At 56.0% G+C, this 25,984-nt stretch carries 25 protein-coding genes and 1 tRNA gene; 13 read left to right on the forward strand and 13 right to left on the reverse strand.

Annotated features, from left to right (window positions below; translation table 11 throughout):
- The first annotated feature begins 246 nt into the window (after positions 1–246).
- A complete protein-coding gene (pckA, locus tag PK28_RS10840) occupies positions 247–1,872 on the forward strand; it encodes a phosphoenolpyruvate carboxykinase (ATP) (protein ID WP_044513768.1) in 1,626 nt (541 codons plus the stop codon).
- Positions 1,873–1,948: 76 nt separating this feature from the next.
- On the opposite strand, the gene PK28_RS10845 is transcribed toward pckA, so the two are convergent.
- Complete coding sequence (locus PK28_RS10845) at positions 1,949–3,064, reverse strand: SDR family oxidoreductase (protein WP_082017068.1); 1,116 nt, start codon at positions 3,062–3,064, stop codon at positions 1,949–1,951.
- Between the two features lie 169 nt (positions 3,065–3,233).
- Between PK28_RS10845 and PK28_RS10850 the strand changes: the two genes are divergently transcribed.
- The 3 genes from PK28_RS10850 (at position 3,234) to PK28_RS10860 (ending at position 5,542) form a co-directional block, all read left to right on the forward strand.
- On the forward strand, positions 3,234–4,019 hold the full coding sequence (locus PK28_RS10850) for a S1/P1 nuclease (protein ID WP_044516854.1): 786 nt from the start codon (positions 3,234–3,236) through the stop codon (positions 4,017–4,019).
- A gap of 107 nt (positions 4,020–4,126) precedes the next feature.
- A complete protein-coding gene (locus tag PK28_RS10855) occupies positions 4,127–4,834 on the forward strand; it encodes a 16S rRNA (uracil(1498)-N(3))-methyltransferase (RefSeq protein ID WP_044513769.1) in 708 nt (235 codons plus the stop codon).
- Positions 4,835–4,876: 42 nt separating this feature from the next.
- Complete coding sequence (locus PK28_RS10860; RefSeq protein ID WP_044513771.1) at positions 4,877–5,542, forward strand: DUF4159 domain-containing protein; 666 nt, start codon at positions 4,877–4,879, stop codon at positions 5,540–5,542.
- A gap of 36 nt (positions 5,543–5,578) precedes the next feature.
- Here the strand turns inward: PK28_RS10860 and PK28_RS10865 are convergent, their stop codons facing one another.
- The 6 genes from PK28_RS10865 to PK28_RS10890 all read right to left on the reverse strand — a co-directional run bounded on the left by PK28_RS10865 (position 5,579) and on the right by PK28_RS10890 (position 10,426).
- Positions 5,579–6,130, reverse strand: coding sequence for a hypothetical protein (locus PK28_RS10865; protein ID WP_044513774.1), 552 nt, complete (start codon positions 6,128–6,130; stop codon positions 5,579–5,581).
- Between the two features lie 41 nt (positions 6,131–6,171).
- The gene (locus PK28_RS10870) at positions 6,172–7,038 is read right to left on the reverse strand and encodes a methylated-DNA--[protein]-cysteine S-methyltransferase (protein ID WP_044516856.1); all 867 of its coding nucleotides are present in this window, start codon (positions 7,036–7,038) and stop codon (positions 6,172–6,174) included.
- A 75-nt stretch (positions 7,039–7,113) separates the two neighbouring features.
- Complete coding sequence (locus PK28_RS10875; RefSeq protein WP_044513776.1) at positions 7,114–7,689, reverse strand: 1-acyl-sn-glycerol-3-phosphate acyltransferase; 576 nt, start codon at positions 7,687–7,689, stop codon at positions 7,114–7,116.
- An 86-nt stretch (positions 7,690–7,775) separates the two neighbouring features.
- Positions 7,776–8,546 carry a patatin-like phospholipase family protein gene (locus PK28_RS10880; RefSeq protein ID WP_044513779.1) on the reverse strand — a complete coding sequence of 257 codons (771 nt, stop codon included), beginning with the start codon at positions 8,544–8,546 and terminating at the stop codon, positions 7,776–7,778.
- A 21-nt stretch (positions 8,547–8,567) separates the two neighbouring features.
- Positions 8,568–9,416 carry an MBL fold metallo-hydrolase gene (locus tag PK28_RS10885; RefSeq protein WP_044513781.1) on the reverse strand — a complete coding sequence of 283 codons (849 nt, stop codon included), beginning with the start codon at positions 9,414–9,416 and terminating at the stop codon, positions 8,568–8,570.
- 62 nt (positions 9,417–9,478) lie between these two features.
- Complete coding sequence (locus PK28_RS10890) at positions 9,479–10,426, reverse strand: acetyl-CoA carboxylase carboxyltransferase subunit alpha (protein WP_044513783.1); 948 nt, start codon at positions 10,424–10,426, stop codon at positions 9,479–9,481.
- A gap of 265 nt (positions 10,427–10,691) precedes the next feature.
- Between PK28_RS10890 and PK28_RS10895 the strand changes: the two genes are divergently transcribed.
- A tRNA-Asp gene (locus PK28_RS10895) sits at positions 10,692–10,765 on the forward strand.
- A gap of 145 nt (positions 10,766–10,910) precedes the next feature.
- Here the strand turns inward: PK28_RS10895 and PK28_RS10900 are convergent.
- The gene (locus PK28_RS10900; RefSeq protein WP_044513786.1) at positions 10,911–11,975 is read right to left on the reverse strand and encodes a glycosyltransferase family 4 protein; all 1,065 of its coding nucleotides are present in this window, start codon (positions 11,973–11,975) and stop codon (positions 10,911–10,913) included.
- 284 nt (positions 11,976–12,259) lie between these two features.
- Between PK28_RS10900 and PK28_RS10905 the strand changes: the two genes are divergently transcribed.
- Positions 12,260–12,811: a hypothetical protein gene (locus PK28_RS10905; protein ID WP_156126353.1), complete on the forward strand. Its 552-nt coding sequence runs from the start codon at positions 12,260–12,262 to the stop codon at positions 12,809–12,811.
- A 100-nt stretch (positions 12,812–12,911) separates the two neighbouring features.
- On the opposite strand, the gene PK28_RS10910 is transcribed toward PK28_RS10905, so the two are convergent.
- Positions 12,912–13,436, reverse strand: a complete 525-nt coding sequence (locus PK28_RS10910) for an NUDIX domain-containing protein (protein ID WP_044513790.1) — start codon at positions 13,434–13,436, stop codon at positions 12,912–12,914.
- A gap of 193 nt (positions 13,437–13,629) precedes the next feature.
- Between PK28_RS10910 and PK28_RS10915 the strand changes: the two genes are divergently transcribed.
- The gene (locus tag PK28_RS10915) at positions 13,630–15,054 is read left to right on the forward strand and encodes a DEAD/DEAH box helicase (RefSeq protein WP_044513792.1); all 1,425 of its coding nucleotides are present in this window, start codon (positions 13,630–13,632) and stop codon (positions 15,052–15,054) included.
- A 164-nt stretch (positions 15,055–15,218) separates the two neighbouring features.
- The gene (locus tag PK28_RS10920; protein ID WP_044513795.1) at positions 15,219–15,707 is read left to right on the forward strand and encodes a hypothetical protein; all 489 of its coding nucleotides are present in this window, start codon (positions 15,219–15,221) and stop codon (positions 15,705–15,707) included.
- 132 nt (positions 15,708–15,839) lie between these two features.
- On the opposite strand, the gene PK28_RS20455 is transcribed toward PK28_RS10920, so the two are convergent.
- From PK28_RS20455 to PK28_RS10930, 3 genes are all read right to left on the reverse strand, one after another.
- The gene (locus PK28_RS20455; protein WP_156126354.1) at positions 15,840–16,010 is read right to left on the reverse strand and encodes a hypothetical protein; all 171 of its coding nucleotides are present in this window, start codon (positions 16,008–16,010) and stop codon (positions 15,840–15,842) included.
- Between the two features lie 687 nt (positions 16,011–16,697).
- Complete coding sequence (locus tag PK28_RS19035; protein WP_156126355.1) at positions 16,698–17,327, reverse strand: helix-turn-helix domain-containing protein; 630 nt, start codon at positions 17,325–17,327, stop codon at positions 16,698–16,700.
- A gap of 362 nt (positions 17,328–17,689) precedes the next feature.
- Positions 17,690–19,435 (reverse strand): L,D-transpeptidase family protein, encoded by a 1,746-nt coding sequence (locus PK28_RS10930; RefSeq protein ID WP_044513796.1) that lies wholly within the window; start codon positions 19,433–19,435, stop codon positions 17,690–17,692.
- Between the two features lie 264 nt (positions 19,436–19,699).
- On the opposite strand from PK28_RS10930, the gene PK28_RS10935 reads away from it, so the two are divergent.
- Positions 19,700–21,508 (forward strand): M1 family metallopeptidase, encoded by a 1,809-nt coding sequence (locus PK28_RS10935; RefSeq protein ID WP_044513799.1) that lies wholly within the window; start codon positions 19,700–19,702, stop codon positions 21,506–21,508.
- Positions 21,509–21,596: 88 nt separating this feature from the next.
- On the forward strand, positions 21,597–22,514 hold the full coding sequence (locus PK28_RS10940; protein ID WP_044516861.1) for a cyanophycinase: 918 nt from the start codon (positions 21,597–21,599) through the stop codon (positions 22,512–22,514).
- 208 nt (positions 22,515–22,722) lie between these two features.
- On the opposite strand, the gene PK28_RS10945 is transcribed toward PK28_RS10940, so the two are convergent.
- Complete coding sequence (locus PK28_RS10945) at positions 22,723–23,604, reverse strand: isoaspartyl peptidase/L-asparaginase family protein (protein WP_231576142.1); 882 nt, start codon at positions 23,602–23,604, stop codon at positions 22,723–22,725.
- Between the two features lie 143 nt (positions 23,605–23,747).
- Here PK28_RS10945 and PK28_RS10950 point away from each other — a divergent pair, with 143 nt between their 5' ends.
- The 3 genes from PK28_RS10950 to PK28_RS10960 all read left to right on the forward strand — a co-directional run bounded on the left by PK28_RS10950 (position 23,748) and on the right by PK28_RS10960 (position 25,921).
- Positions 23,748–24,176 (forward strand): DUF3127 domain-containing protein, encoded by a 429-nt coding sequence (locus PK28_RS10950; RefSeq protein WP_044513802.1) that lies wholly within the window; start codon positions 23,748–23,750, stop codon positions 24,174–24,176.
- A 141-nt stretch (positions 24,177–24,317) separates the two neighbouring features.
- On the forward strand, positions 24,318–25,196 hold the full coding sequence (locus tag PK28_RS10955; RefSeq protein ID WP_197070402.1) for an SDR family oxidoreductase: 879 nt from the start codon (positions 24,318–24,320) through the stop codon (positions 25,194–25,196).
- A gap of 101 nt (positions 25,197–25,297) precedes the next feature.
- Positions 25,298–25,921, forward strand: a complete 624-nt coding sequence (locus tag PK28_RS10960; RefSeq protein WP_044513804.1) for an AlbA family DNA-binding domain-containing protein — start codon at positions 25,298–25,300, stop codon at positions 25,919–25,921.
- Positions 25,922–25,984: the final 63 nt, after the last annotated feature.

A 25,984-nucleotide genomic window follows, 5' to 3' on the forward strand; every position in this document is an offset into this window, starting at 1 on the left:
TGAGTAAGGAAAGATGAAAACAGGGTTCCTGTTCGCTGCAACCGAACGAGGGTTGGTAAATCTACAAAACTTTCCAAACTGCAGACATTACCGGACTAATTCGCTGGAAACCGGAAAAAGCGTGCAAAAAGCATAAGCGAATTTTCGCTCTTTTTTATTAGGTACTGACTAAGTCGGGTTTTTGTCTATTTTTGTCTCCTGATTCCCCATTTTTCCCACCCACCCTTTAACCTCGTTTTCGGCCCTATGCAAGATTCTGCCGCCAACGTCCTCCCCCGCCTTCAGCCTCTGGGCTTTACGCGTACCTCTGGTCCGGTCCACCTGAACCTTACCCCCGCCGAGCTGGTAGAACAGGCCCTGCGCCGCGGCGAAGGCACCCTCACCGACAATGGCGCCCTCATGGCTGACACCGGCAAATTCACCGGCCGCTCGCCCAAGGACCGCTTTGTAGTGAAGGATGCCAGCACCGAAGACAGCGTTTGGTGGGGCGACATCAACATTGCCTTTGATCCAGCGAAATTTGATCAGCTGCAGGCCAAAATGGTGCAGTACCTGGCCGACAAAGAGCTGTTTGTGCGTGATGCCTATGCCGGTGCCCACCCCGACTATCAGCTGAAGCTCCGCGTAGTAAACGAGCTAGCCTGGCACAACTTGTTCTGCTACAACATGTTCCTGCGCCCCGCCGAAGGCGCTGATACTACCTGGACGCCGGACTTCAGCATCATCTGTGCCCCTGGCTTTGAGGCCGACCCCGCCGTGGATGGCACCCGCCAGAGCAATTTCGCTATTATCAACTTCGCGAAGAAGATGATTCTGATTGGTGGTACGGGCTACGCCGGCGAGATGAAGAAAGGCATCTTTGGCGTGCTGAACTACCTGCTGCCCCACGAGAAAAACACGCTGAGCATGCACTGCTCGGCCAACATTGGCGAGCAGGGCGACACCGCCATTTTCTTCGGCCTATCGGGCACCGGCAAGACCACCCTCTCCGCCGACCCGCACCGCGGCCTCATCGGCGACGATGAGCACGGCTGGATGCCCGGCAACGCCGGTATCTTCAACTTTGAAGGCGGCTGCTACGCCAAGGTTATCGACCTGAGCCAGGAGAAGGAGCCCCAGATCTGGGATGCTATTCGCTTTGGCTCCATTGTGGAGAACACACGCTTTATTCCCGGCACCCGCACGGTAGACTACACCAACAAATCGGTAACGGAAAACACGCGCACGGCTTATCCTATCGGCTTTATTGATAATGCGGTAGAGCCTTCTGTGGGCGGCGTGCCCAAGAACATCTTCTTCCTCACCGCCGATGCCTTTGGCGTACTGCCTCCCATCAGCAAGCTGGACAAGAGCCATGCTATGTACCACTTCATGTCGGGCTACACGGCTAAGGTGGCGGGCACAGAAGTAGGCATTACGGAGCCCCAGACCACCTTCTCGGCCTGCTTTGGCCAGGTATTCCTGCCCCTGCACCCCACTAAGTACGCGGAGATGCTGGGCAAGAAGATGGAGGAGCACGATGTAAACGTGTGGCTGATTAACACCGGCTGGACGGGCGGTAGCTACGGCACCGGCTCCCGCATGAAACTTCCCTACACCCGCGCCATGATTACGGCCGCCCTAAACGGTAAGCTGGATGATGTGGAGTTTGTGAAGCACCCGGTATTCGGCGTAGAAATGCCCGTTTCGCTGGCTGGCGTTCCTGCCGAAATACTGGACCCGCGCAACACGTGGTCGGATAAAGAAGCTTATGATAAAACGGCTGCTTCGCTGGCGGAGAAATTCGTGCACAACTTCCAGAAGTATGCCGATTTCGCCAACGAAGAAATTCTGGCCGGCGCCCCAAAGGTGGCCGCTGAAGCTGGCGTATAAGGCTTACTGCTTTCAACAAAAAATCCCCATCGGCAGCTGCCGGTGGGGATTTTTGTTGACGGTTGGAGTGGCGGGGTTAATGAACGCTCGGGTTTGGATCTGTTATCGGGTACTTAAACTGAGTGTCCAGGTCAACAGCATCCCGGTGGCTACTGTTCTCGTGCTCATTGGTATGGCCGTTGCCTTTTTTGCTGCGGCCCAGCAGCGACACCAGCGCCAAACCCGCTCCTACAGCCAGGGCCGTGCGCAGAATAGGTTTGCTGGTGCTGGCCTCGGTATAATAGCTGGTTTCGCGGGTGTGGCCGGGGTAGTTGCCCCGCTCCTGTAGGGAGCCGGAGGGCTGGTCCAGGCCATTCTGGGCCAGCGGACGTGGGGCGTAATCGGCTTTTTCCTGCTTTACAAACACGTTTTCCTGGAAGGTATCGTGCAGAGCAGGGGTCCAGTGGGCCATGCCGGTTATCATTTTGCCGCCCCCACCCACGGTTATTTCGCGCTCCGGCGATTCGCAGCAGTGCAGGATGGCCTGCGCTACGGTTTCGGGGGCATAGGCGGGCGGCGCGTGCTGGGCTTCGCGCTCCATGTAATTTTTGGCGTGCAGCGTGTACGGCGTGTCAATGGCGGCGGGTTTGATGAGCGTAACGACAATGGGAAGCTCATCCAGGGAAAGCTCCATGCGCAGGCCATCGGTAAAGCCTTTTACGGCGTGTTTGCTGGCGCTGTAGATGCCCTGCAGAATAGCGGTGCTCTCGGAGAGAACACTACCTACATTGATAATAGCCCCACCCTGCTTCCGCAGGTGCTTCACGGCCTCCAGGGAGCCATAAATCAAGCCCCACACGTTGGTTTCAAAAAGCTTGCGCATATCCGCAATGGGAATATCCGTGAGCTTACCATAGATGGATACTCCGGCGTCGTTTATCCAGGTATCGAAGCCTCCGAACCGCTCCAGCGCTTTGCGGGCAATGTTATGGACGTCTTCCTGCCGGCTTACATCGGCCACCACGTACGTAGCTTGGCCGCCTTTCCGCTCTATTTCATGGGTAAGCTCCCGCAGGGCATCTTCGCTGCGGGCGGCCAGCACCAGGCGGGCTCCCTTTTCGGCGGCCATGCGGGCCGTAACCAGCCCTATGCCGGAAGAGGCCCCGGTAATTACAATAACCTGGTCTTTTAGTTTTTTCAATTTTGGTGTCATCAGCAGGTTGGCTTTAGATGGATAGAATAGAATGTTGGTCTTGCATTTACGGAAATAACTGCACCCTGACAGTATAAAATATGGCTCCCTACAGGAGGAGCGCCTTCCGGTGCAGCCATCCGCCAAAAAGCGGGTAATTTGCGGCGTCGTTTACTTCTTCTCTATTTTCATGTTGAAACGTTTCTTTTCGGCAGCCCTGCTGCTCCTTATTCCAGGGTTTGTTGGTGCCTGGGGAGTAGATGGCCATCGGGCCGTGGGTCGTATTGCCGAGCAGCATCTTTCCCGCAAAGCCAAGCGCGAAGTGCACCGCCTGCTGGGCACCGAAACCCTGACCATGGTGAGCACCTGGCCGGATGAAGTGCGCTACTACCCTGATTTTAAGCATACCGCCCCCTGGCACTATGTAAACACCGCTTCCGGCCTGAACCAGGAGCAATACCTGCAGGCCCTGAAAGGCCAGACCGAGCCCAACGCCTACAATATGCTGCAGGCCAAGCTGAAGGAGTTGAAAGACCCTGGTAAGTCGCAGGCCGAGCGGGTGGCCGCCCTCAAGTTTGTGGTGCACCTGGTAGGCGACGCCCACCAGCCTCTGCACGCCGGCCACGCCGAGGACAAAGGCGGCAACGATATCAAACTGAAATTCCGGGGCAAGGACACCAACCTGCACAGCCTCTGGGATAGTGGCTTGATTGATTACCAGGGCCTGACTTACACCGAAATGGGCTGCCAGTACGACCATAAGCTGCCGCACCAACTGGTGCACCAGTGGCAGCACACGCCTATAGAGCAGTGGTTCTGGGAATCGTACCAGAGCAGCGAGAAGATCTACCAGGAGGCACCCAACGGCACCGATATCGACTATAACTACTACCCGGCCCATTCTGAGCTGATGAAGCAGCGGATTCAGCAGGCCGGGGTTCGTTTGGCGGAATTACTGAACGAAACATTCGGTTAGCCACTTCCGCTTATAGAAGCATTCAGCAGCCCCGGCATGAGTTTCGTGCCGGGGTTTGTTATGCAGTAGCGCTGCTGCCTTGCCCTCGTTTCCCGTAGCTTTGTTTTATGCCGCACACCTTCTTCGCCCCTGATCTTACCCTACCCGGCTATACCCTGCCCGAAGACGAAAGCAAGCACGCCGTGAGGGTGCTGCGCCTGAGCATCGGCGATGCTGTGGAGCTGGTAAACGGCCGGGGCAGTATTTTTCAGGCCGAAGTGGAAGTAGCTGATGCTAAGCGCTGCCGCCTGCGCATCCTGCACGAGCAGCAGATTCCGCGCCGCGCCTACCAGGTGCACCTGGCCGTGGCCCCCACCAAAAACCTCGACCGAATGGAATGGCTGGTGGAAAAAGCCACCGAAATGGGGGTGGATAAAATTACTTTCCTGCGGTGCTCCCGCTCCGAGCGGCGGGAACTGAAGCTGGAGCGCCTGCAGAAAATTGCGGTGAGTGCCCTAAAGCAATCCGGGCAGGCTTGGCTGCCGGACCTAACCGAGCTGACAGATTTTGCGCAGTTTCTGCCCACCGTAGCCCCCGAAACTACCTTTATTGCGCACCTGGCTGAAGGAGAGCGGACGCCCCTTTCCCACGTGGCCGCCAGCGGCCCGGAATGTTGCATTCTCATTGGTCCGGAAGGCGACTTTACCCCGCAGGAAATTGAAGCTGCTTTTGCCCGGGGCATCCGGCCGGTTACCTTGGGTGCCTCCCGCCTCCGCACCGAAACGGCGGCTCTGGCGGCGGTACATACCGTGCACGTAGCCCACGAACTGCAATAGCGCAAATTTTGTAGCCTAAGTATCTGACTTACTCCCTGAAGTATGTTTAAAAGACTGCTGATTACCGTGCTACTTCTGCTGCCGCTGCTGGCAGCCGGCCCCGCAGCCCCCAGCTTCCGCATTGCCAAGCTGCACTACGGCGGGGGCGGCGACTGGTACGCCAACAAAACCTCCCTGCCGAACCTGATTCAGTTCTGCAACCGTACCCTGAACACCAATATTGATCCGGAGGAAGGAACCGTAGAGCTGGATTCGCCGGAGCTGCTTACGTACCCGTTTGTGCACATGACAGGCCACGGCAACGTCTCTTTTACGGAAGCCGAAGCTAAAAACCTTCGCCATTACCTCACGGGCGGCGGTTTTCTGCATATTGATGACAACTACGGGCTGGACCGGTTTATCAGGCCCGAGATGAAGAAGGTGTTTCCGGAGCTGGAGTTTGTGGAGCTTCCCTTTACGCATCCCATCTACCACCAAAAATATCAATTTCCGCGGGGCTTGCCTAAAGTACACGAGCACGACGGCAAGCGCCCCCAGGGATTTGGCCTGCTGTATAAAGGCCGCCTGGTGTGCTTCTACACCTATGAGTGCGACCTGGGCAATGGCTGGGAAGATGTAGGCACCTACCCCGGAGACACGCCCGCTATTCATGATGCGGCGCTACGTATGGGTGCCAACCTGGTGGCTTATGCCCTCACGCAGGACTAATACTCAGCTTAGCTTTTTCCAGAAGTGTTGGCTGCGCTAAAAACGGCGCTGCAGCACTTCCGCCAGCACAAAAGCTGTCCTAACATCGGTGGGGTTGCGCAGGTGGGCTGCCACGTCGGCGGCGGTGTGGGGGCGGTTGGCAGCGGCGCTTTGGCGGCTCCAATAGTCCTCCTGCCCATGCGCTACGGCCGCCCGCGGTAATACTGCCGCCCGGCGGGTGGGCCCGGCTTCCACTTCCTGGCTCCGGGCCTGGCGCTGCATGGCGGGTACTTCCAGACTGCGGGCAGTGGAATCAGTTACTTCCAGCGAACGGGCCGGCCGGGCGGACTCCTGCGGAATAGCCCGGCCAGCGGGAGTTACCTCCGGTTGTGGTTTACGCGGCTGGTTTTGCTCCATCATCTGCTGCAGGAGCTCTTCAAAATTGACTGCAGGCTTTTGCGCAGGCCTTTGTGCTGGGGCTACCGGCTTGGGTAGAGGGCGCTCCTGCGCTTCACGACGCATGGTTTCCTGCGCCTTGCGCCACATGCGCACTATAAAGATAAATAGCCCAATAGCAATGAACAGCAGGGTCTGGAGTTTTTCGGGCATACGGCAGGTGGCGTGCTACTACAGGCTACGCGCCAGGCAATCTACACAAGTTGCGCGGCATGTAGTTCAGCCTGGGCCATTTCCCAGCCAATCAGGGCTTTTTTGGTGGTAGAGCCCCAGCGGTATTCGCCCAATATGCCTTCCTTCCGGATAACCCGGTGACAGGGAATCAGCAGGGCCACCGGGTTAGCGCCTACGGCCGAGCCAACAGCCTGCAGGGCCCGTGGCTGCCCAATGGCCTGCGCCACGTGCTGGTAGCTCACTACCTGGCCCACCGGCACCCGCAAGAGCGCCTCCCACACTTTCACTTGGAAATTAGTGCCGCGCACCAGCAGATGCAGGGGCTGGCCCGCTACCGGCGCAAATGCCCGGGCCAGCAGGGGCGCCGTGCGGGCGGCATTGGGCTGAAGCTTGGCCTGGGGCCAGGCTTTCCGCAGCGCCGCCAGGGCAGCGTCGAGGTCGGGCTGCTCCGGCTGCAGTAGGTGCAGCCCACAGATGCCGCGCTCCGTAGCGGCCAGCAAGGCCGGGCCAAAAGGAGTGTCGTGCAAGCCGTAGCTGATTTGCACGCCGGCACCGCCCGTCCGGTACTCCAGGGGTGTTACAGCCTCCAGGGTCACAAATAAATCGTGCAGGCGCGAGGGGGCCGACAGGCCGGCTTCCTCGGCGGCCTCCGCAAGCGGGGCGGCTTCGGCCAGCCGCGCCTTCAGAAAATCAGCCGTGAGGTATTGCACAAAGCGCTTGGGACTGATGCCGGCCCACTCGCTGAACAGCCGCTGGAAATGAAACGGACTCAGGTGCACGGCCGCGGCTACTTCCTCCAGGCTGGGTTGCCGCCGGAAATTGGCTTCCAGAAATTGAATGGCCTGCGCAATACGTTGATAATCGAGGGTGGCTGGGGTAGTGACCATACGCTGAAATGCTACGTGATAATCAAAGCTACGCTGCCTGCCGCCCGACATCAACCCGATTCTTGCGGAGTTGCGCTAGCGTACGCCCTGCTCCGGGAACCGGCCGGTTTTGGTGCGGTAGAAAGCCTGAATTTGCTCCAGATCCGCCTCATAGTTGCCGGTTGGGTACACAGCGGGACCTACGCCGGCTTCTTTGTTTTTATAATCCAGGAAGCCCAGCAGAATGGGCACATGCGCGCCCTGCGCCACAAAATAGAAGCCTTTGCGCCACTTGGGCTGGTAGCTGCGCGTGCCCTCCGGCGTAATCATGATAACGAGTTCTTCCCGCTCGTTAAATAGCTGAATCATACCGTCTACCAGGCTGTTGTTGCGGCGGCGGTCTACGGCCAGGGCGCCCAGGGACTTCATCAGCCCGCCTACTATCGGGTTATCTACCCACTCCTTTTTTACAGTGAAGCGGACCGGCACTCCCATCAGGAAAAAAGCCGCGCGGGCATACAGCAGGTCCCAGTTGCTGGTATGCGGGGCGGCTATCATAATAGCTTTCCGGATATCCGGTGGAACTACGGAGGCTAGCTTCCAGCCCGTAAGCCAGAACCAGAATTTAGAAAACAGATACCAAAAAGTGGGCGTGTTGGCAGGTTTGGGCATGGAGGTGGAAAGACACTGAGGGAGAGTTAGGGGTAAAAATAGAGGATTTTTATGGGCTGCCTATTCCTCTCTGCTCCATCTGCAGCTTATTCCTCCAGCAAAGCCCGCAGCTCCTTTTCCAGCTGCAGCGTGTATTGGTACCCGATAGAAAATAACTCGGGCGCCAGGCGGTAGCTGAGCGGCCGGTACTGATGCAGCTCCGGGGGCTCAATCAGCAACTGGCAGAGTTGCTGCCGGGCGGCCGTGTTGGCATTGATAGCCAGATGCAGCGTACGCTCTACCAGGCGGCGGAATGTGGTAATGCGGGCCGTGTGATTTACGGGGTTGCAATGCACGCCCACCACCGGCACGCCATGCCCCAGCAAGGGCTCCACCGGCAGGTTGTTCAACAGCCCCCCATCCACCAGCTGACGACCTTCAAACTCGACCGGCCGATACACAATGGGCACCGCCGAGGAAGCCAGCAACGGCGGAATTAAGAGCCCCTGATCATAAAACACGGAGATGCCTTCGCGTAAATCAGTAGCTACCAGGGTAAGCGGGCAATGGAGGGCGGCGAAGGTGCAGCCCGGGCCTAAATAGCGCACAAACAGCTGCTCCACGGCATCCATGTGCAGTAAGCCAAAACTGCTGAACGCCGGGCGCATCAGGCGGGCCACGTTAGTGCTGGTGAGCATGCGCAGAATATCTGCGGGCGGATAACCTGCGGCGTAAAAGGCGGCCGCAATGGCCCCGGAGCTGACGCCCGCCAGCCTTCCTACGGGAATTTGCAGCTCATCCAGCGCGGCCAGCACTCCTAAGTGCGCAATACCGCGCGCGCCGCCCCCTGACAATGCTATGGCTAAGTGCTGCGGCATTTCCAGGTTAACAGTGAGGGTTTATAAATCAGCGAAGCGGAAGGTTTCCGCCAGGCGTATGCCCTTATCGGTGTGCTGTACGGTGCAGCATTCCACCGTAGCGTCATGCTCCAGCACCAGTACCCAGTTTTCATCGGCCGCGCGGCGGAGCACCCGCTCCTTTTCATCCAGCGTTAGCAGAGGCCGCACATCGTAGGCCATAACATACGGCAGGGGAATATGCCCCGTGCTGGGCAGCAAATCGGCCATAAACGCCACGGTGCGGCCTTTGTACTTCAACAGGGGCACCATCATTTTTTCCGTGTGGCCATCGGCAAAAATGATTTCCCGGAACACAGATAGCGGCTCCGGCACCCCGGCTCGGGGCTGGATAAACTTCAGCTGCCCACTTTCCTGAATGGGTAAAATGTTTTCCGTCAGGAAACTGGCTTTCTCGCGGGCGTTGGGGTGTACGGCCCACTCCCAATGCGCCTCATTTGACCAATACGTAGCGTTGCGAAAGGCTACTTCCAGCTTATTCTCGGCTGTTCGAATGACGGAACCGCCACAATGGTCGAAATGCAGGTGCGTCAGAAACACATCCGTAATATCAGAGGAGGTATAGCCCAGCTGGCGGAGTGATTTTTCCAGGGAGCCTTCGCCATGCAGGTAAAAATGCCCACGAAACTTCTCGTCCTGCTTGTCGCCAATGCCATTATCCACCAGTACCAGTCGGTTGCCATCCTCCACCAGCAGGCAGCGCATGGCCCAGGTGCACATGTTGTTGGCATCGGGCGGGTTGAGCTTCTGCCACATGGATTTGGGCACCACGCCGAACATGGCGCCGCCATCCAACTTAAACAGACCGGTATCGAGCGGATGAATCGTCATGGTACAGGTAAAAATGAAGGGAGACGCCGCGTTGCCGCCGTGCGTCTCCCCTCCAATGCAACTTATTCTACTACTACGCCCATGGCGGCAAACTTGTCTATGCGCTGACTGATGCGTTCATCGTAGGGCAGCGCGTCCAGCTCTTCCAGGGTTTTGAGGAGGGTCTTTTTCAACGTATCCACCATCCTTTTAGCGTCCGTGTGGGCACCACCAAGTGGTTCTTTCACGATGCCGTCTACCAGCCTGGCCTGCAGCATATCGGTAGCGGTCAGCTTCAGGGCTTCCGCGGCCTGCTCTTTGTAGTTCCAGGAGCGCCACAAAATGCTGGAGCAGGACTCCGGCGAAATAACCGAATACCAGGTATTTTCCAGCATCAGTACCCGGTCGCCAATGGCAATGCCCAACGCACCACCCGAAGCGCCTTCGCCAATGATGATGCAGATAACGGGCACTTTCAGCAGGAACATTTCCTTCAGATTGCGCGCAATGGCCTCGCCCTGCCCCCTCTCCTCGGCTTCCAGGCCGGGGAATGCGCCGGGCGTATCAATAAGGGTGATGATGGGCTTGTTAAATTTTTCAGCCAGCTTCATCAGGCGCAGGGCTTTGCGGTAGCCCTCGGGGTTGGGCATGCCAAAGTTGCGGAACTGGCGCTGCTTGGTGTTACGGCCTTTCTGCTGCCCAATCACCATGACGGTGCGGCCACCCAGCTCAGCAAAGCCGCCTACCATGGCTTTGTCGTCGCCCACGGTCCGGTCGCCGTGCAGCTCTACAAAGTTGGAGGTCATTCCATCAATGTAATCGAGCGTGTAGGGACGGTCGGGGTGGCGGGAGAGTTGCACGCGCTGCCAGCGGGTGAGGTTGGCATAGGTTTCCTTTTTGAGGGCTTTTATTTTGGCTTCGAGAGCGGCTACCGCTTCAGATACATCTACCTGGCTATCGTGCGCCAGTTGTTGCATTTCGCGGAGCTTGCCTTCGAGGGCGGCGATGGGTTGTTCGAAATCGAGGAGCATTGGCCGAAGAAGGGGAACGTCTGGGTTGGGTAGTCTTTTTGAGAAGGGAAGCAAAGGTAAGTGAAGCAACGGAGAAGAGCCGCGCCCCTTTTGCAGGGAATTGTGTGGGCTAGGGTTAAAATTTTTGTGCCTGATAAACAGCCATTAGAGTGCTTCCCGGCATTTATTTTGCGGTTTTTTTAGCGCCGGAGTTGTGTAGTCGGGAAAGGCCCTCTACATTTGCATCACAATAACGGAAAACACACGGTCTTCCGGTAAGTAAAACGGTTCGGTAGTTCAGTCGGTTAGAATGCCGCCCTGTCACGGCGGAGGTCGCGGGTTCGAGTCCCGTCCGGACCGCAAAGGCCCCTCAGAGCAATCTGAGGGGCCTTTTGCTTTTAACACGAGTATCGCTTGAGGGCTTGCCCGAGGCACAAAAAAGGGATGCCTGCTCCATGGAGCAGGCATCCCTTTTTTGTTGTATTCGCCGTTCCCGAGAGTAGCCTTAGCTGAATAAGGACAGGAAATTGGCTTCGTTTGACTTAACAGAGTAGCGGGTTTCAATGGTATTTCGGGCAGCCTCGCCAAAGCGTGTGCGCAAAGGTGCATCCTGAATCAGCCTTTCCAGGGCCTGGTACCATTGCTCAGGTGTAGAGCAGATATAGCCGTTTACGCCATCCGTTACAACTTCTGTGTTCATGCCTACCGGCGAAACCAGGGCCGGTACCCCCAGGGCCATATACTGCAAGGCTTTGAAGGCGCATTTTCCTTTGGCCCAAGGGTCGTCTTCCAAAGGCATCAGGCCAATATTAAAGCTCAACAGATCCTTGATTTCCGTGTCTTTCCGCCAGGGCAGAAAGCGCAAGGACTTGAGCGGTAAGGTGGGCGCCTGGTTAGAAATGACCCGGAATTCAAAAGCATACTTTTGCTCCAGCCGGGCCAGCACTGGCACCACCTGCTCCAGGTATTTCATGGTAGAATGCGTACCCGTCCACCCTATTACTATCTGTTCTGTCTGCTGGTCTTTTACTTCGTTGTGCAGGTGCAGGGTATCAATTGTGGTAGGATTGATGTAGGCCTGCGGGTTGTACCGGGCCGCGAAACTGCGCAGGTAGGCGTTACCACAGCTCACTTTATAGGCCCACCGGCAGATGCTGCCCACTTTATCGTGCCATTTGATGCCGGCTACTATCTTATTGGCTTCCGAAGTGTTGGGAATCCAGATGGCATCATCAAAGTCATAAATAATCTTCTTCCGGAAGACGTTGGCTATCAGCCATTCAAATACCGGCGGACCAATGGGGGACGCCTCCCGGTGAATAAAGACATAATCGTAGCCAGATAAAGTGAACAGCTGACCGATGCGGGAAGCAAAGCCCCCCAGAATACCCAGGGCCTTGGCAAACGTATGCCCCGGCTTGTATAAAATAGCCCAGGTTTTCTCCGAGACAAAGGAGGCCAGAGTATAGGTATGGCCAGCCGCCGTCAGCAAGGGTAAATATTGTTCAAACCGAAACCGCTGGGAAGGTGCTTTCCCGTGCGGATAGGGAGTCAGGAAAAGTATATTCATTCGAGAAATAAGCTGACGCGGGCAACACACCCATGAGTAGCCACACAAAGGTACCAAAGAAAGACAGCGCCAAAGTCTACAGAGCGCTTATTGTCAACTGTTCCTTGGATTGAGCGGGAAGTAACATTCCGTACTTTTAGCCCGGGGAAATATGATTTTTGAACTAAGCCAAGAAGCATTTCTATTTCGGGAAATGCTTCAAAAATTATCCTTACCCTGAATTTTCTCATTAACTTTGTTATCCCCTTGGGATAAATACATAAGGATATACTTAAATTGGCCTCATGAGACAACTTTTTCTCGCTCTCTTTCTCATTAGCACGCTGGCGGCATCCGCGCAGGTAAAATCAGAGCGCAAGCGGTATATGGTCCCAAAGAAGGACTCGGAATGCCCTTATGTTTTGAACGTAACCAAGAACACCGATGAAGACGCGGAAGTATCGGCCAGCGTAACGCGGCTGGTTTACCGCCCCTACTCAGAATTGCTGACGGAGATAAACGAGCTGAAAAAGATGAACAGCTGGGCCGATAGTACCTACCAGCGCAAGCTGAACAGCCTTCCGGCCGGTGGCCAGCTGTCGGTTACCATGTACCGTCGGGGCTCTCAGAATGCGGACCCCGCCTACCTGAGCGTGGTAGCGAAGGATAAGGAGGGTAAAGAGTTACTGAACGTTCCCTCACTCCCAGCCGGGGAAGGGCGCTTCTGGAACCGCGACCTGTACAAGAGCCAACGGGTTATTCCATTTGTTAAAACCGATTCTCCACAGTCGGTAAGGGTGTTTATTAACGATGCCAAGCTAAAGGAAGACTTTGAATACGTAGTAAATACGCAGTAAACAGGCAGCTTGCCACTACTATATAAAAATAAAGAAGTCCCCGCTCTTAAGTTAGAGAGGGGACTTCTTTTTAACCATCTGTATAAACACCTAATCAGGTTTAATCCGGCTTAGATTGCAGCTGCGCCCATTGAATAGCTAGCCAGGTTTTGCCATCCTGAATAGGCTGCTGAAGTAGCTTATCCAATGGCAGGCGCACTATCTCTATCTTCTCATTTTCGGCAGCAGCCCCGCCGCCTTCCGCGGTTTGCCGGCTTACTTCGGCGTAATACAAATGGATAAACTCGGCGCTATTGCCGGGCGAAGGGTAAAAGCCGGCTATCAGCTCCATTTTATCTACCTGATAGCCAATTTCTTCCATAATCTCGCGGCGCATGGCTTCTTCCGGGGCTTCTCCCTCGTGGTCTAGCACGCCGGCCGGTATTTCCAGCATCTCATCTTCGGCCCCCACCCGGTACTGGCGCACCAGAATATATTCCTGCCGATGAGTGTCCAGAACCAGCGCGGCTACCGCCTGGCCAGGCTCAAACCGCTCCCGTCGCAACTCACAAGCACCATCCTGAACGGTCAGTTGGCTAAGCTTATAATGCCCATTATGGAGTAGTTGTCGGTGCGTAACGTGCATAGCGAGAAGGAAGAGGTTGAACCAAATAAGGCGCTGCCGTGTCCCACTATACTGGGCCTGCTACCGCGAGGTTGGCCTGAATATAGCCGTAAGTGGCTATAGCTGGGTTAAAAACCCGACCTTTGCGGATATTACCTGCTGCTGCTCTGCCTGCAGAGGGCTGCAACCCATTTCCTTCCCTTATTTCCTGTTGATGTCTTTCGACGAATTGAATCTGATTGACCCTATTCTGCGCGCCTTGCAAGAAGAAGGGTATACTACTCCTACCCCTATTCAGCAGCAAGCTATACCGCACGTGCTGGATGGCCGCGACCTACTGGGCGTGGCGCAAACCGGCACCGGCAAAACCGCCGCCTTTACCGTTCCTATCCTGCAGGTATTGCACCAGACTGCTCAGGTAGAGCGTCATTCGCAGTCCCGTATTCGTTGCCTGGTGCTGACGCCCACCCGGGAGCTGGCCATTCAGATTGGGGAAAGCTTCGCCGCCTACGGCCGGCACCTGAAAATGCGCCACACCGTTATTTTCGGTGGTGTAGGTCAATTGCCCCAAACCAATGCCCTGAACCGCGGGGTGGAAGTCCTCATTGCCACCCCCGGTCGTTTGCTTGACCTGATGAGCCAGGGTTTTGTGGATCTGCGTCACATTGAAGTATTTGTGCTGGATGAAGCCGACCGCATGCTGGACATGGGCTTTATCAACGACATTAAGCGCATCCTGCCCAAGCTGCCCACCAGCCGCCAAACGCTGTTTTTCTCGGCTACTATGCCCAGCCAGATTCAGCAGCTGGCCGACAGCATTCTGCGCCCCAACCCCGTGAAGGTGGCGGTTACGCCCGTTTCCAGCACGGCAGAAACGGTAAAGCAGGCCGTATACCTGGTGGAGAAAAATGATAAGCCCGCCTTGCTGGAGCATTTGCTCGGTGATAAATCCATTCGCCGGGTACTGGTTTTCACGCGCACCAAGCACGGTGCCGACCGGGTGGTGAAAACTCTGGCCAAAGCCAGCATTCCGGCCGAGGCCATTCACGGTAACAAGTCGCAAAACCACCGGCAGCGTGCGCTGTCCAACTTCAAAGCCGGCTCCACCCGCGTGCTGGTGGCAACCGACATTGCGGCCCGCGGCATTGATGTGGATGAGCTAACCCACGTTATCAACTACGAAATTCCGAACGAGCCCGAAACCTACGTGCACCGCATTGGCCGCACGGGTCGCGCTGGCGCCAACGGCATTGCGCTTTCCTTTGTGGAAGATGAGGAGCGCGCCTATCTGCAGGATATCCAGCTGCTGATTCGTCGGCAGATTGACGTGGTGGATAAGCACCCCTACACCAGCAGCGCGGTAGCGCCCGTGCCGCTGCATGGCGGAGCGCCCATTAAAAAGCCCAAAGGCCCGGCTGGCCGCCCCGCACGCCCTGGCCGTGGGCCCCGGGAGGAACGCCCTTCCCGCTCCCATTCTGATTCCAATGCTACTTCCCGCCCTTCACGGCCTTCCGGGCACTCAGGAGGGAATGGTAGTGGTGGCTCCGGCAACCGTGCTGCCAGCGGTGGCAATGGCGGCCCCCGGCGCTCCTTCCGCGGCGGCAACCGCTCAGGCGGTACCGGCGCAGGCACCCGCTAACTACTCGTTTAAAGGAAAGTCATTAAGAGCACAGCCAGCCGGCTGTGCTCTTTGCATATAGGGCTAGTAGCTTTCTTTCCAGGGAATCTGAAACAAATTGGCCGTTTCCGGCATTGTACCACCAGAGAAGTATCATTTTGGACTCTGCATCAGCCCTTCAGCTTATGGCACAAAGCACTCTTCCGGTTATTGAGGCGCTGCGAAACACGGCTCAGCGCCTGCAGACCCAGGCTCCCTATCAATGGGGGCATATGGGGAGCTGCAACTGCGGCCATCTGGCCCAAACCATTACGCGCCTCACGAAAGGCGAAATTCATGCCCGCGCTATGCAGCGCCACGGCGACTGGGAGCAGCAGCTCACGGATTATTGCCCCACCAGTGGCCTCCCCATTGACCAAACCATTGATGAAATGCTGGCCCTGGGATTTTCCCGTCAGGATTTAACTTATCTGGAGCGTCTTTCCGACTCTCGCATTACCTCCAGGCTGCCTCTGGAGCGTCGCAACGCCCTGCGCCACAACCAGCGCGACGATGTAGTCCTTTATCTGCGTACCTGGGCCCAGATATTGGAAGATGAGCTGGTGGCCTCCATCAAGCTTCCGGAGCTTGCGCAAACGTCCGCTCCTGCCTCCGCCAGCTTAGTTAACGCATAGTAATAAGCCTAGCCCCGAAAACCCACAGCCCCGCCAGAACATGTCTGGCGGGGCTGTGGGTTTTACGGAATTATGAAATTAAACCAGGACAGGTGGACATCACGCCGTAGCGCAGCCCAGAGTTAGCTCCGGTTAGTAGTTTACGTTGCTGCGTTGTGCCTCACGATACTGCTCAGCCCGATGGCTGCGCTTGTAAGCGGCATCAGCATTAGGATCTTTCTCGGCGTCGGGAGCCTGAGTGCAGGACGACAGGAACAGGGAAGCGCCGACGGCGGACAACAGGAGCAGACGGAATTTTTTCATGCGCCAAAGGTAAGCAGCCCGCTTCTTTCCAACAAGCCCACTTTCCGCAGTAAAAGCAGGAGCGCAAAACCCGCCGACAGTTAGGGAATGTGCGAATGCGCCTTAAGCTCTGCTGGCTTATCACTACAAATGTAATGTTCAGGCAAGCTATATCTGCTCATCCTTAATGATGAGGCAAAACACCATTATTTACTTTTGTAACAATAATAACGGCTATTACTTTGCAAAAACCACTACCAAACATTTTAGCATCTACAATCCCAAGATTTATATAACAATTTCAATCTTACAACTTAGTTAACCAGATTAGCATTACACCTTTCCTATATACATAGCCTCAACTGCGGTATAAATAAAATTATTCCATGTAAAAGGATTTGCAAAATCAATCATATAAACACACTACTAAAGATTGAACTTATAACCCATAAGTAATTGATATATAACCAGTATTAAAGCACAATACATAATTTTAAACAATAATTCATTTCGCTGTCAGATATTATAAATTTATCATTTAAAAGACGTATAACAGCTCGACCTAATCTATCTAAAAAGGCTTCGTATTTGTTCCCAGACAAGCCTTCCTTAAGCTACTCTGCCAAATTGCACCGTTTCCAAGGCCTGACTATAAATACTAACGAAACGGTTATAGTCTTTGCTAAGCCAGAGTTGGCAACAACCCTATTACTCTGGCTGATACGCGGAGAAGGTACCATCCTGATAAAAGATGACAATGCGCCGGATAGCTTTGCCTGGTTCAGCTATTCCAGTCAGTAAAGCGGAGGCGTTGTCCTGAGTGGGCGGAGATACCGGGAGCGGCAAAGTTGTAACCTGAGCAGAAGGAGCCTCCAGGGCCGGGGTGCTTTGAGGAGCAGCTTCCGGAACCACGTTTTTCGCTACTTCGGGCACAATAATCTTACCCACATCAGGCTGTGCTGGCTCAAATAATGAGGGTCTGGCAGACTGTTGCTTAGGAGGCTTTTCCTTCACTACAGTTTTTTGCGCTGTTTTAAGCTCACTGTCTCCATTTGAGCTTGTACCCAGGCCCTGCATCTCTCCTTGCCCTGAAAGAAGCCAGGAAACGCTTAAATCAGGAAAGGCCGCCAGGATTTTCTGCACTACCTCCAGACTGGGCTTGTTCCGGCCAGTTAAAATGTGGCTGATGATAGGACGTCCCACTCCAATAGCATCCGCAAACTGGGTAGGAGTAAGCTGGCGCGTGGCCAGCAGGGTTTTAATGCGTTCTACCATAATAAGAAAAATAGCTACAGCTTTGATTACAAATGTAGAATATCCCGTGTAATCTGTACACAACTGCTCAGAACCTCCCTTTGATTACTTATGTAACTTAATTACGATATGAATAACAATAGTAAACTTAGGCATATTCTATTTACAATTGTATTGCATATGTAATCAGTGCTTCTCTTCTATAATGCAGCTTTTCTTGCTGCCGTCTGCCCAGGGTAACAACAGCGCCACCTTCTTGCTGGCTAGCCTTGTAGGGAGTTGGACTGTGCCGATATTCTGCACGGCTCCTATGGCCCCCGTTTTCGCACCCCTTCGATCAGAGGATTTCAAAATGCAAAAGCCGGCTCCACCCGTGAAGGCAGCGCCGGCTTTTTTTATGAAAGACCTATGGCTGAGACCCGGTGCTACCAGGTTAGCGTTACTCGCTAATCAAAATACTCGCGGGCCAAAGATTTATCGTGGCCGTAGATGTCGTCGCGGAAATGCACCTTCCCTGCTTCGTCTACCCAGGAGGTGAAATACACCAGATAAACCGGAAGCTTTTCCGGTAGGCTCACATATTTTTCCTGCCCCTGCGAGATAGTGCTCATGATATTCGACTCTCCCCAGCCGCTCTTATTGCGCAGCAGGTAAGTAGCCAGCCGGATGGGGTCTTGTACACGGACGCAGCCGTGGCTAAAGCCCCGCTTGGTCTGGTTGAAGAGCTCATCATGCGGCGTATCGTGCAGGTAGATGTCATCTGAATTCGGAAAGATAAACTTCACATTGCCCAGGTCATTCTGCGGGCCGGGGCGGCGGCGCAGGGTATAGCGCCAGGTTTTCTCCGTGAGGTTGGCCCAGTCAATGGTGCCCGGGTCAACCGGCGTAGCTTTAGCGCCGGAGCCTTTCACTACTTCCATATCCAGACGATCCAGCGTGCTGTAAGGATCAGCCGCTAGCTTCGGACGCAACTCTTTATCGATGATGCTGTAGGGCACATTCCAGTAAGGCGCCAGCACTACATATTCCATTTTGTCGCTGAACACGGGCGTTGCGTTCAGGGTCTTGCCCACAATTACCCGCATGTCAAAAACCTCTTTATTATTCTCGATAACGTGTAGCTTGTAGTCCGGAATATTCACCAACAGATAGTCGGCTTCGAAGCGCTTAGGCACCCAGCGCCACCGCTCCATATTCAGCATAATCTGCTCAATCCGGTCTTCTAAAGGAACGTTAAGCTGCTTGAGCGTCTCGCCACCCACTACCCCGTCGGGGCGCAGGCCGTTGAGCTCCTGAAATTCTTTTACGGCATTTACCAGCTCACTATCATACTTAGGTGCCGGAGCCGCCTGAGTATTGGGGCCGCCATTAGATACCGGCGTAACGGGAGTAGCGGCCGGGGCTGGCTCGTTCAGCAGGCGCTGGCGCAGCAGCGGTACGCTGGCTGAGGCATCACCGGGCTTGAGCTTAAGCGTGGCCGGGATCTTTACCCAACCGCCATTACGCTGCAGAGCACGGTAATCGGCCAGGGCTTTTTTCAGCCGGTCGTACTCGGGGTGCAGAGGCTCAAACTCGTAGTACGGGTACGTGCTTTCGCGCTCCTTCAGAATGGTCATCAGGGCTTTGTGCAACTTGATTTTGTTGCGCTTCACCCGCCAATCCACGCCTTTTGTCTTGCGGGGGTCCACCGTACCGCGGTAAAAATCAGAGGCATAGTTAAAATACGTACCGGAAAGGGCTACATCAATTTCCTTCTCCAGCGCATTGCGCCGGGTAGTATCCTGCTGGGCTTTTTCCAGCTCAGCAAACAGCTTATTGAAGTCTTTTACTTTGTAATCCTTCGGGTCCAGGCCTTCTTCGGCTGCTTTATCGAGGACGGAAAGCATGGTTTGCGCCTGCGGAACCAACTCATGGTTGCGGAACCAGCCTAAGCGAAAGTCACGCTCCCGGTAGAATTTCTTGGCCCAGTCCAGCTGGTCTTTAAAAGCGGGCTCGGCCAGCATCTGGCGAACCACATATACACTATCCAGCTTGGGCTGCGGGCCGCCGGGCTTGGAAACAATACCCGGCAGGGCACTCTGGATTTTACTTTTCTGATCATCGCTGCAGGCAGCCGTCGACGCTAAAAGCGACAGGCTGAGCACCCAGAGCAGAAAAGTGGAAAAAAAAGATGATGCAAACGGTGATTTCATGTCAGGAACGGGGTAGCGGCTCAGAAGCCAATAGAACGGTGATAGACCAGGCAGGCCAAAAGCTGCTGCTTTGCTGGTCGGTCGTTCTACTTTAAATAACCGGGTAAGGTTATGTTTCCCTGGGATAGGGTCAAGCTACGCCATGTCGCAAGTTACTGCTTTTGCAGATACACTTTTCACCTATTTTAACCGGCTGGGCCACGTAGCGTATTGGCTATATTTACGTCCTGCCCTTTTCGTCCATCCTCTTTCTGCCGGTCTTCTATGCCTACTTCTGCTGCCTTGCCGCTGCCCGCCGATCCGCACAGCTATGCCCGCCCTACGGAGGTGAGCGTGCGCCATCTGATGCTTGATTTGAGTGTTGATTTCCGTACCCATATACTTTCCGGAGAAGCTACCTGGCAGCTGCAAGACCTGAGCGAGGCCGCCACGCTGTGGCTGGATACCCGCGACCTGCAGATAGACGCCGTTAGTGTGGGCGACCACAAGCATGACACATCTACTACCTGGGAGCTGGGGCAGCCCGATGCTATCCTGGGCCAGTCCCTGCGCATTGCGCTGCCGGCCGGCACCAGCCAGGTCACCATCCGCTACCGCACCGCGCCCGGGGCCGCCGCTCTGCAGTGGCTGACGCCGGCGCAGACGGCCGGGCAGCAGCAGCCCTTTTTGTTTACCCAGTCGCAGGCAATTCTGGCGCGTACCTGGCTGCCATGCCAGGACTCGCCCGGGGTGCGCTTCACCTATGAAGCCACCGTACGCGTGCCCTCCCACCTGCTGGCTTTAATGAGTGCCGAAAACCCGCAGATGCGCAACGCGCTGGGCGAATACCATTTTCGCATGACGCAGCCTATTCCGGCCTATCTCATGGCCCTGGCGGTTGGGGATCTGGCCTTCACGCCCCTGAGCGGGCGCACCGGCATTTATGCAGAACCGATAACCCTGCCCACCGCTACCAGTGAGTTTGCAGACCTTGATAAAATGGTGGCGGCCGCCGAAGAGCTGTACGGACCTTATCAGTGGGAACGATACGATTTGCTGGTGCTTCCGCCCAGCTTTCCCTTCGGGGGAATGGAAAACCCCCGTTTAACATTTGTAACGCCCACCATTCTGGCCGGCGACCGAAGCCTGACCAGTCTGGTGGCCCATGAGCTGGCCCACTCCTGGTCCGGCAACCTGGTGACGAATGCCACTTGGAACGACTTCTGGCTGAACGAGGGCTTTACCGTTTACTTTGAGCGGCGCATTATGGAAAAGCTCTACGGCCGCCCCTACGCGGATATGCTGCAGGTACTGGGACACACCTCCCTGCTGCACACCCTGGCAGAGCTAGGCCCGGCCAGCGCCGACACCCATCTGCATTTGAACCTGGCCGGCCGCGACCCCGACGAAGGGCTGAATGAAATTGCCTACGAAAAAGGCGACTACCTTCTCCTGACCCTGGAGCACCTGGTGGGCCGCGACGAGCTGGATGCCTTTATTAAGGAATACTTTGCCCGGCACCGTTTTCAGTCTATGGATACCGCCTCGTTTTTGGCCTACCTCCGGCGCCAGCTGCTGAATCAGCATTCGGGCCTGGAAGAAAAGCTCCAGCTTTCGGCCTGGGTGGATGCCCCCGGCATTCCCACCGTAGCGCCGCCCGTAACCTCCGAGCGTTTCACGCTGGTAGAACAGGCCCGGCAGGATTGGCTGGACGGTACGCCCGCTACCCTGCTTTCCACCAAAGGCTGGAGCAGCCACGAATGGGTTCATTTCCTGCAGGGCCTGCCGGATCCGTTGTCTTCCGACAAGCTGGCCGAGCTGGATGCGGCCTTTCAGCTTACGCATTCGGGTAACTCCGAAATTCTGGCGGCCTGGTTTCCGCACACGCTGGCCGCTGGCTACCACCCCGCCGATGCCGCGCTGGAATCTTTTCTGACCCGCGTAGGGCGGCGCAAGTTTCTGGTGCCCCTCTACAAAGCACTTTTAGCCGCGCCCGATGGTCATGAGCGGGCGCAGGCCGTATATACGCAGGCCCGCCCCAACTACCACTCCGTAGCCAGTGGAACACTGGATGTTCTGCTGGGGCGTTCGTAAACCAAAGCCAACACCGCCGTTTTTTATGGCGCGAAGCTTGCCTGCAGGTACTAGCTTTGCCTTGTTGAGTAATAAAGTAGTATTTGAATTGAAAACACAAAAACCTCTTGGGAAACTGATTGCCGTTGGAGGCAATGAAGATAAGGGCACTTACTCCAGCCCCCGGGTACGGAAGAAGTACTACCTCAATTTCTTTGAGCTGGGCATTCTGAAGCGGGTGGTAACCGAGTCGCACAAAACCGACCCGCGCATTGAGGTGGTGACCACGGCTTCCATGATTCCGGTGGAAGTGGGTACTATCTACACGTCATCCTTCGGGATGCTGAACTGCCACAATGTGGGCGTGATGGATATCCGCACCCCGGAAGACGCGCGCCTGCCGGAATACCTGGAGCGCCTGCGCACCTGCGACATTATCATGTTCAGCGGGGGCAATCAGTCCCGGCTGAAACAAATGTTTGGCGACAGCCCGTTTCTGGACCTGCTGACCAGCCGCTATTACACGGAGCCCAACTTTGTGGTGGCTGGCACAAGTGCCGGCGCCATGGCTATGTCGCAAATCATGATTACCGGCGGTAGTGTGCCGGATGCCCTTCTGAAAGGTGCCGTTAAAATCGGAACCGGCCTGGCCCTGATTGATGATGTGGTGATTGACTCCCACTTTGTAAAGCGGGGCCGCTTTGGCCGTTTGATTGAAGCCGTCAGCCTGCATCACAAGCTCATTGGCATTGGCCTGGGCGAGGATACCGGCGTGCTGATTACAGATGGCAATCTGATTGAAACCATCGGCTCCAACCTGGTTATTATTATGGATGGCCACAACATAGGCCATAACAACGCCCCTACCGTGAAGAATGGCACTGCCCTTTCTTTGGAAGGTATGACGATGCACGTGCTGGCGAAAGGCAACGTGTATGATATCGAGGAACGGCGCTTTTACTGCGACCGGCAAACGCACCAGCAACACATGCTTACGCTGGCGGAAAGCTCGCACGCGGGCCATTAGTCCCTCCTTCAGCCCAATAAAAAAGCCCGGCGTCCGAGACAGGATGCCGGGCTTTTTTGTTGGGCTGAAACAGGCAGCCACAATGCACCTATATATATAAGGAGTAGCTAGTCGGCGTAAATACCAATTTCCAGGGGAGAGTTAGAGGTGCGGCTGGCCCGGTACATTCCTTCGGAGTTGAAGGGCAAAGAGATGTTGCCAGCGGCATCTACCGCCACCAGGCCGCCCTCGCCCCCACCGGCGCCAGCTTATCGTGCACCACAATGCGGCAGGCTTCTGCCAAACTTAGGCCGCGGTATTCCATGAGGCAGGAAATATCATGGGCCACTACGGCGCGCAGGAAAAACTCGCCGTGCCCGGTGCAACTGATGGCGCAGGTAGCGTTATCGGCAAAGGTACCGGCCCCGATAACGGGCGAGTCGCCGATGCGGGAGTAGCGCTTGTTGGTCATGCCGCCGGTGCTGGTGGCGGCGGCCAGGTTGCCATACCGGTCGCGGGCTACGGCGCCCACGGTGCCCATCTTCTTTTTGGGATCTTCCGGGAAAGCGCCGGGCTCTACCAGGGGCGCCGGCTCTTTTACCGCCTGGCTATGGTCCAGACGTACGCGGCCCTCCAGAATGGCCTCCTGTAACTGGTCGTAGCGGTGCTGGGTAAAAAAGTAGGCGGCGGGTTGCGTAGGCAGGCCGTGCTCCTTGGCCAGCTCATCGGCGCCGGGCCAGGCCAGCAGTACGTGCTCCGTATGCTCCATCACCAGGCGGGCGGCCTGAATGGGGTTTTTCACGGTGCGCACGCCGGCAACCGCGCCGGCGGCGCGGTTGCGGCCGTCCATAATGGCGGCATCCATTTCGTGGTGGCCATCGTGGGTGAACACGGCGCCGCGGCCGGCATTAAACAAAGGGCAGTCTTCCAGCGAGCGGACAGCCATTTCCACGGCATCGAGGGCGGGCCCACCGGCCTCCAGTACCGCATAGCCAATTTCCAGGGCCGACTGCAGCGCGGTGCGGTAAGCTTGTTCCTGGGCAGCCGTCATGCGGGCCCGTGCTATGGTTCCGGCCCCGCCGTGTAAGGCCAGCGCCAATTCATTTATCATAAGAGTACTACCTGCAAGGTGAAAAATACGTAGCTAAGCCTACGGCCCCGGGCCGGGCAAGTTGACAGCCCAGGTGCCGGTAGGGTCATTTTTTTTTCGTAGGTTTGACCTACTGTTTTCACTTCCCCAAACTATCCTTTCTTATGGCTTACGATGCTACCGGCCGCCTGCACGAAATTTTTGACGAGCAGCAGGTGAGCGAGAAATTCCGCAAGCGCGAATTCGTGCTGGAAGTTATAGATGGCCAGTACCCTGAGCATATCAAATTCCAGTTGGTACAAGACAAAACCGCTCTCATCGACCAATACAAAGTGGGCGACGAAGTTAAGGTAACTTTTAACCTGCGCGGCCGCGGCTTCAACAAAAACGGCCAGATGCTGTACTTCACCAACCTGGAAGCCTGGAAGCTGGAACCCGCTTCCGGTGGTGCCAGCGGCGGTGGTGCTTCAGCTGGTGGCTACAATCAGCAGCAAGCCGCACCACGTCCGGCTGCCAACCAGAACCAGAATCTGCGCGCTCAGCCTTCGGCGGCTCCTATTGCCGGCGACGACGACAACGACCTGCCTTTCTAGGTTTCATCAGCTTCGCTTTCCACAAACAAAATGCCGCTCTCTCCGGGGAGCGGCATTTTGTTTTGCTAAAAATCAATAAATGGTAAACTCAGGGCCCGTCTTTACACGTTTATGCGGCAGAGTTTCGATTTTTTATTTCCAATGGCCTCCTCCCCCTCCATTTCTGACATGCACGGCAAAACGGTTTTGATTACCGGGGCCTCGGGGGGTATTGGCCTGGCTACGGCCCGGCAGCTGGCCCGGCAAGGCGCCCGCCTGGTGCTGGTGTGCCGCAACCCGGAAAAAGCCGAGCTGGCCCGGGCCACGGTGCAGGAGGCCGCCGGGCCGGAAACCCCCGTGGATGTACTGCTGTGCGACTTATCCCTGCTGCGCAACGTGCGCACCCTGGCCGCCGAGGTGGCCCGGCGCTACCCCCGGCTGGATGTGTTGATTAATAATGCCGGCATTATGCCCGGGCCGCTTACCGTGACCGAAGAAGGCCATGAGCTGAGCTGGGTAACAAACCATCTGTCGGTGTTTACGCTGACCAACTTATTGCTACCCCAGCTGATGGCGGCGGAACAGGCCCGCATTATTACGCTGGCCTCAGAAGCGCATTGGCTGGGCCAGATTGAAGCCTCGCAGGAAGCCCGCAACGACCCGCATAAATACAGCGCCATTACAGCTTACTGTGATTCCAAGCTGGCTAATATTCTGTTTACCAACGAGCTGGCTCACCGCCTGGAGCTCACGGGCATTACGGCCAATTGCGTACACCCCGGCATGGTGAACTCAGGATTGATGAACCCGCAAACGCCGTTGCTGATGAAATCGATGTGGTACATGGCCCTGCCGTTTATGATCAGTACCGAGCGGGGGGCCCAAACCAGCATTTATCTGGCCTCCGCCCCGGAGGTAGCGCGCATCAGCGGTAAATATTTCAAGCGAAATAAGCCCGGCCGCAGCTCCGCCAAAGCCCAGAGCCGAGCCGAAGCCAGCCGGCTTTGGCGCATTTCAGAAGAAGAAACCGGTATGGAGTAAGCTCGCCAGGCGGCCAAATCAGATTAACCGCCGTGCTGCTGAGCTGTTGTAGCGGTACTGGTTATTACCACTTTTTCAGGCCTCGTCATTTACTATTTCCCATGTCTGAACTGCTGGAGTTGATTGCGCAGGGCGAGGGGGAACGGCTGGAATTCAAAAAGAAAACCACCCACCCTACCCGCATTGCCCGCACCATCGTATCGTTGGCTAACACGCACGGCGGCCAGGTGCTGGTGGGGGTAGATGATGATGGACGCGTGGTGGGCGTGCGCGAACCTGAGGAGGAAATGTATGTGTTGCGGCTGGCCTCAGAGTTGTACACAGACCCACCGGTGCCGCTGGCCTTTGAGGAAGTGGAGGAAGATGGCCGCACCGTACTAATTGTAACGGTGCGCGAGAGTGCGCACAAGCCCCACCGGGCGCAGGTGGCCGATGGCGACTGGCGTGGCTATGTGCGCGTGCGCGACGAAAGTGTGCAAACCAGTCAGCTCACTGAAAAATCCCTGACGCTGGATGACGCGCCCGGCCTGGAGAAGCTGCCTTTAAATAAGGAGGAGCTGGCCGTGCTGGATTATCTCAGCAAAAATCCGCGGATTACGCTGGCGCAGTACATGAAGCTGCTCAACATTGGCCAGCGCCGCGCCCACCGCACCCTCATTAAGCTCACGCTGCACGGCTACATCAAGCACCACGACAAACAGAAAGAAGTGTACTACACGCTGTAAGTGCCAAGCTGGTCTGTTATCAGAATCGTTCCTGACAGCAGTACTGGCCAGTCCTAATGAGTT

Source organism: Hymenobacter sp. DG25B (genome assembly GCF_000801315.1).
Lineage (GTDB): Bacteria > Bacteroidota > Bacteroidia > Cytophagales > Hymenobacteraceae > Hymenobacter.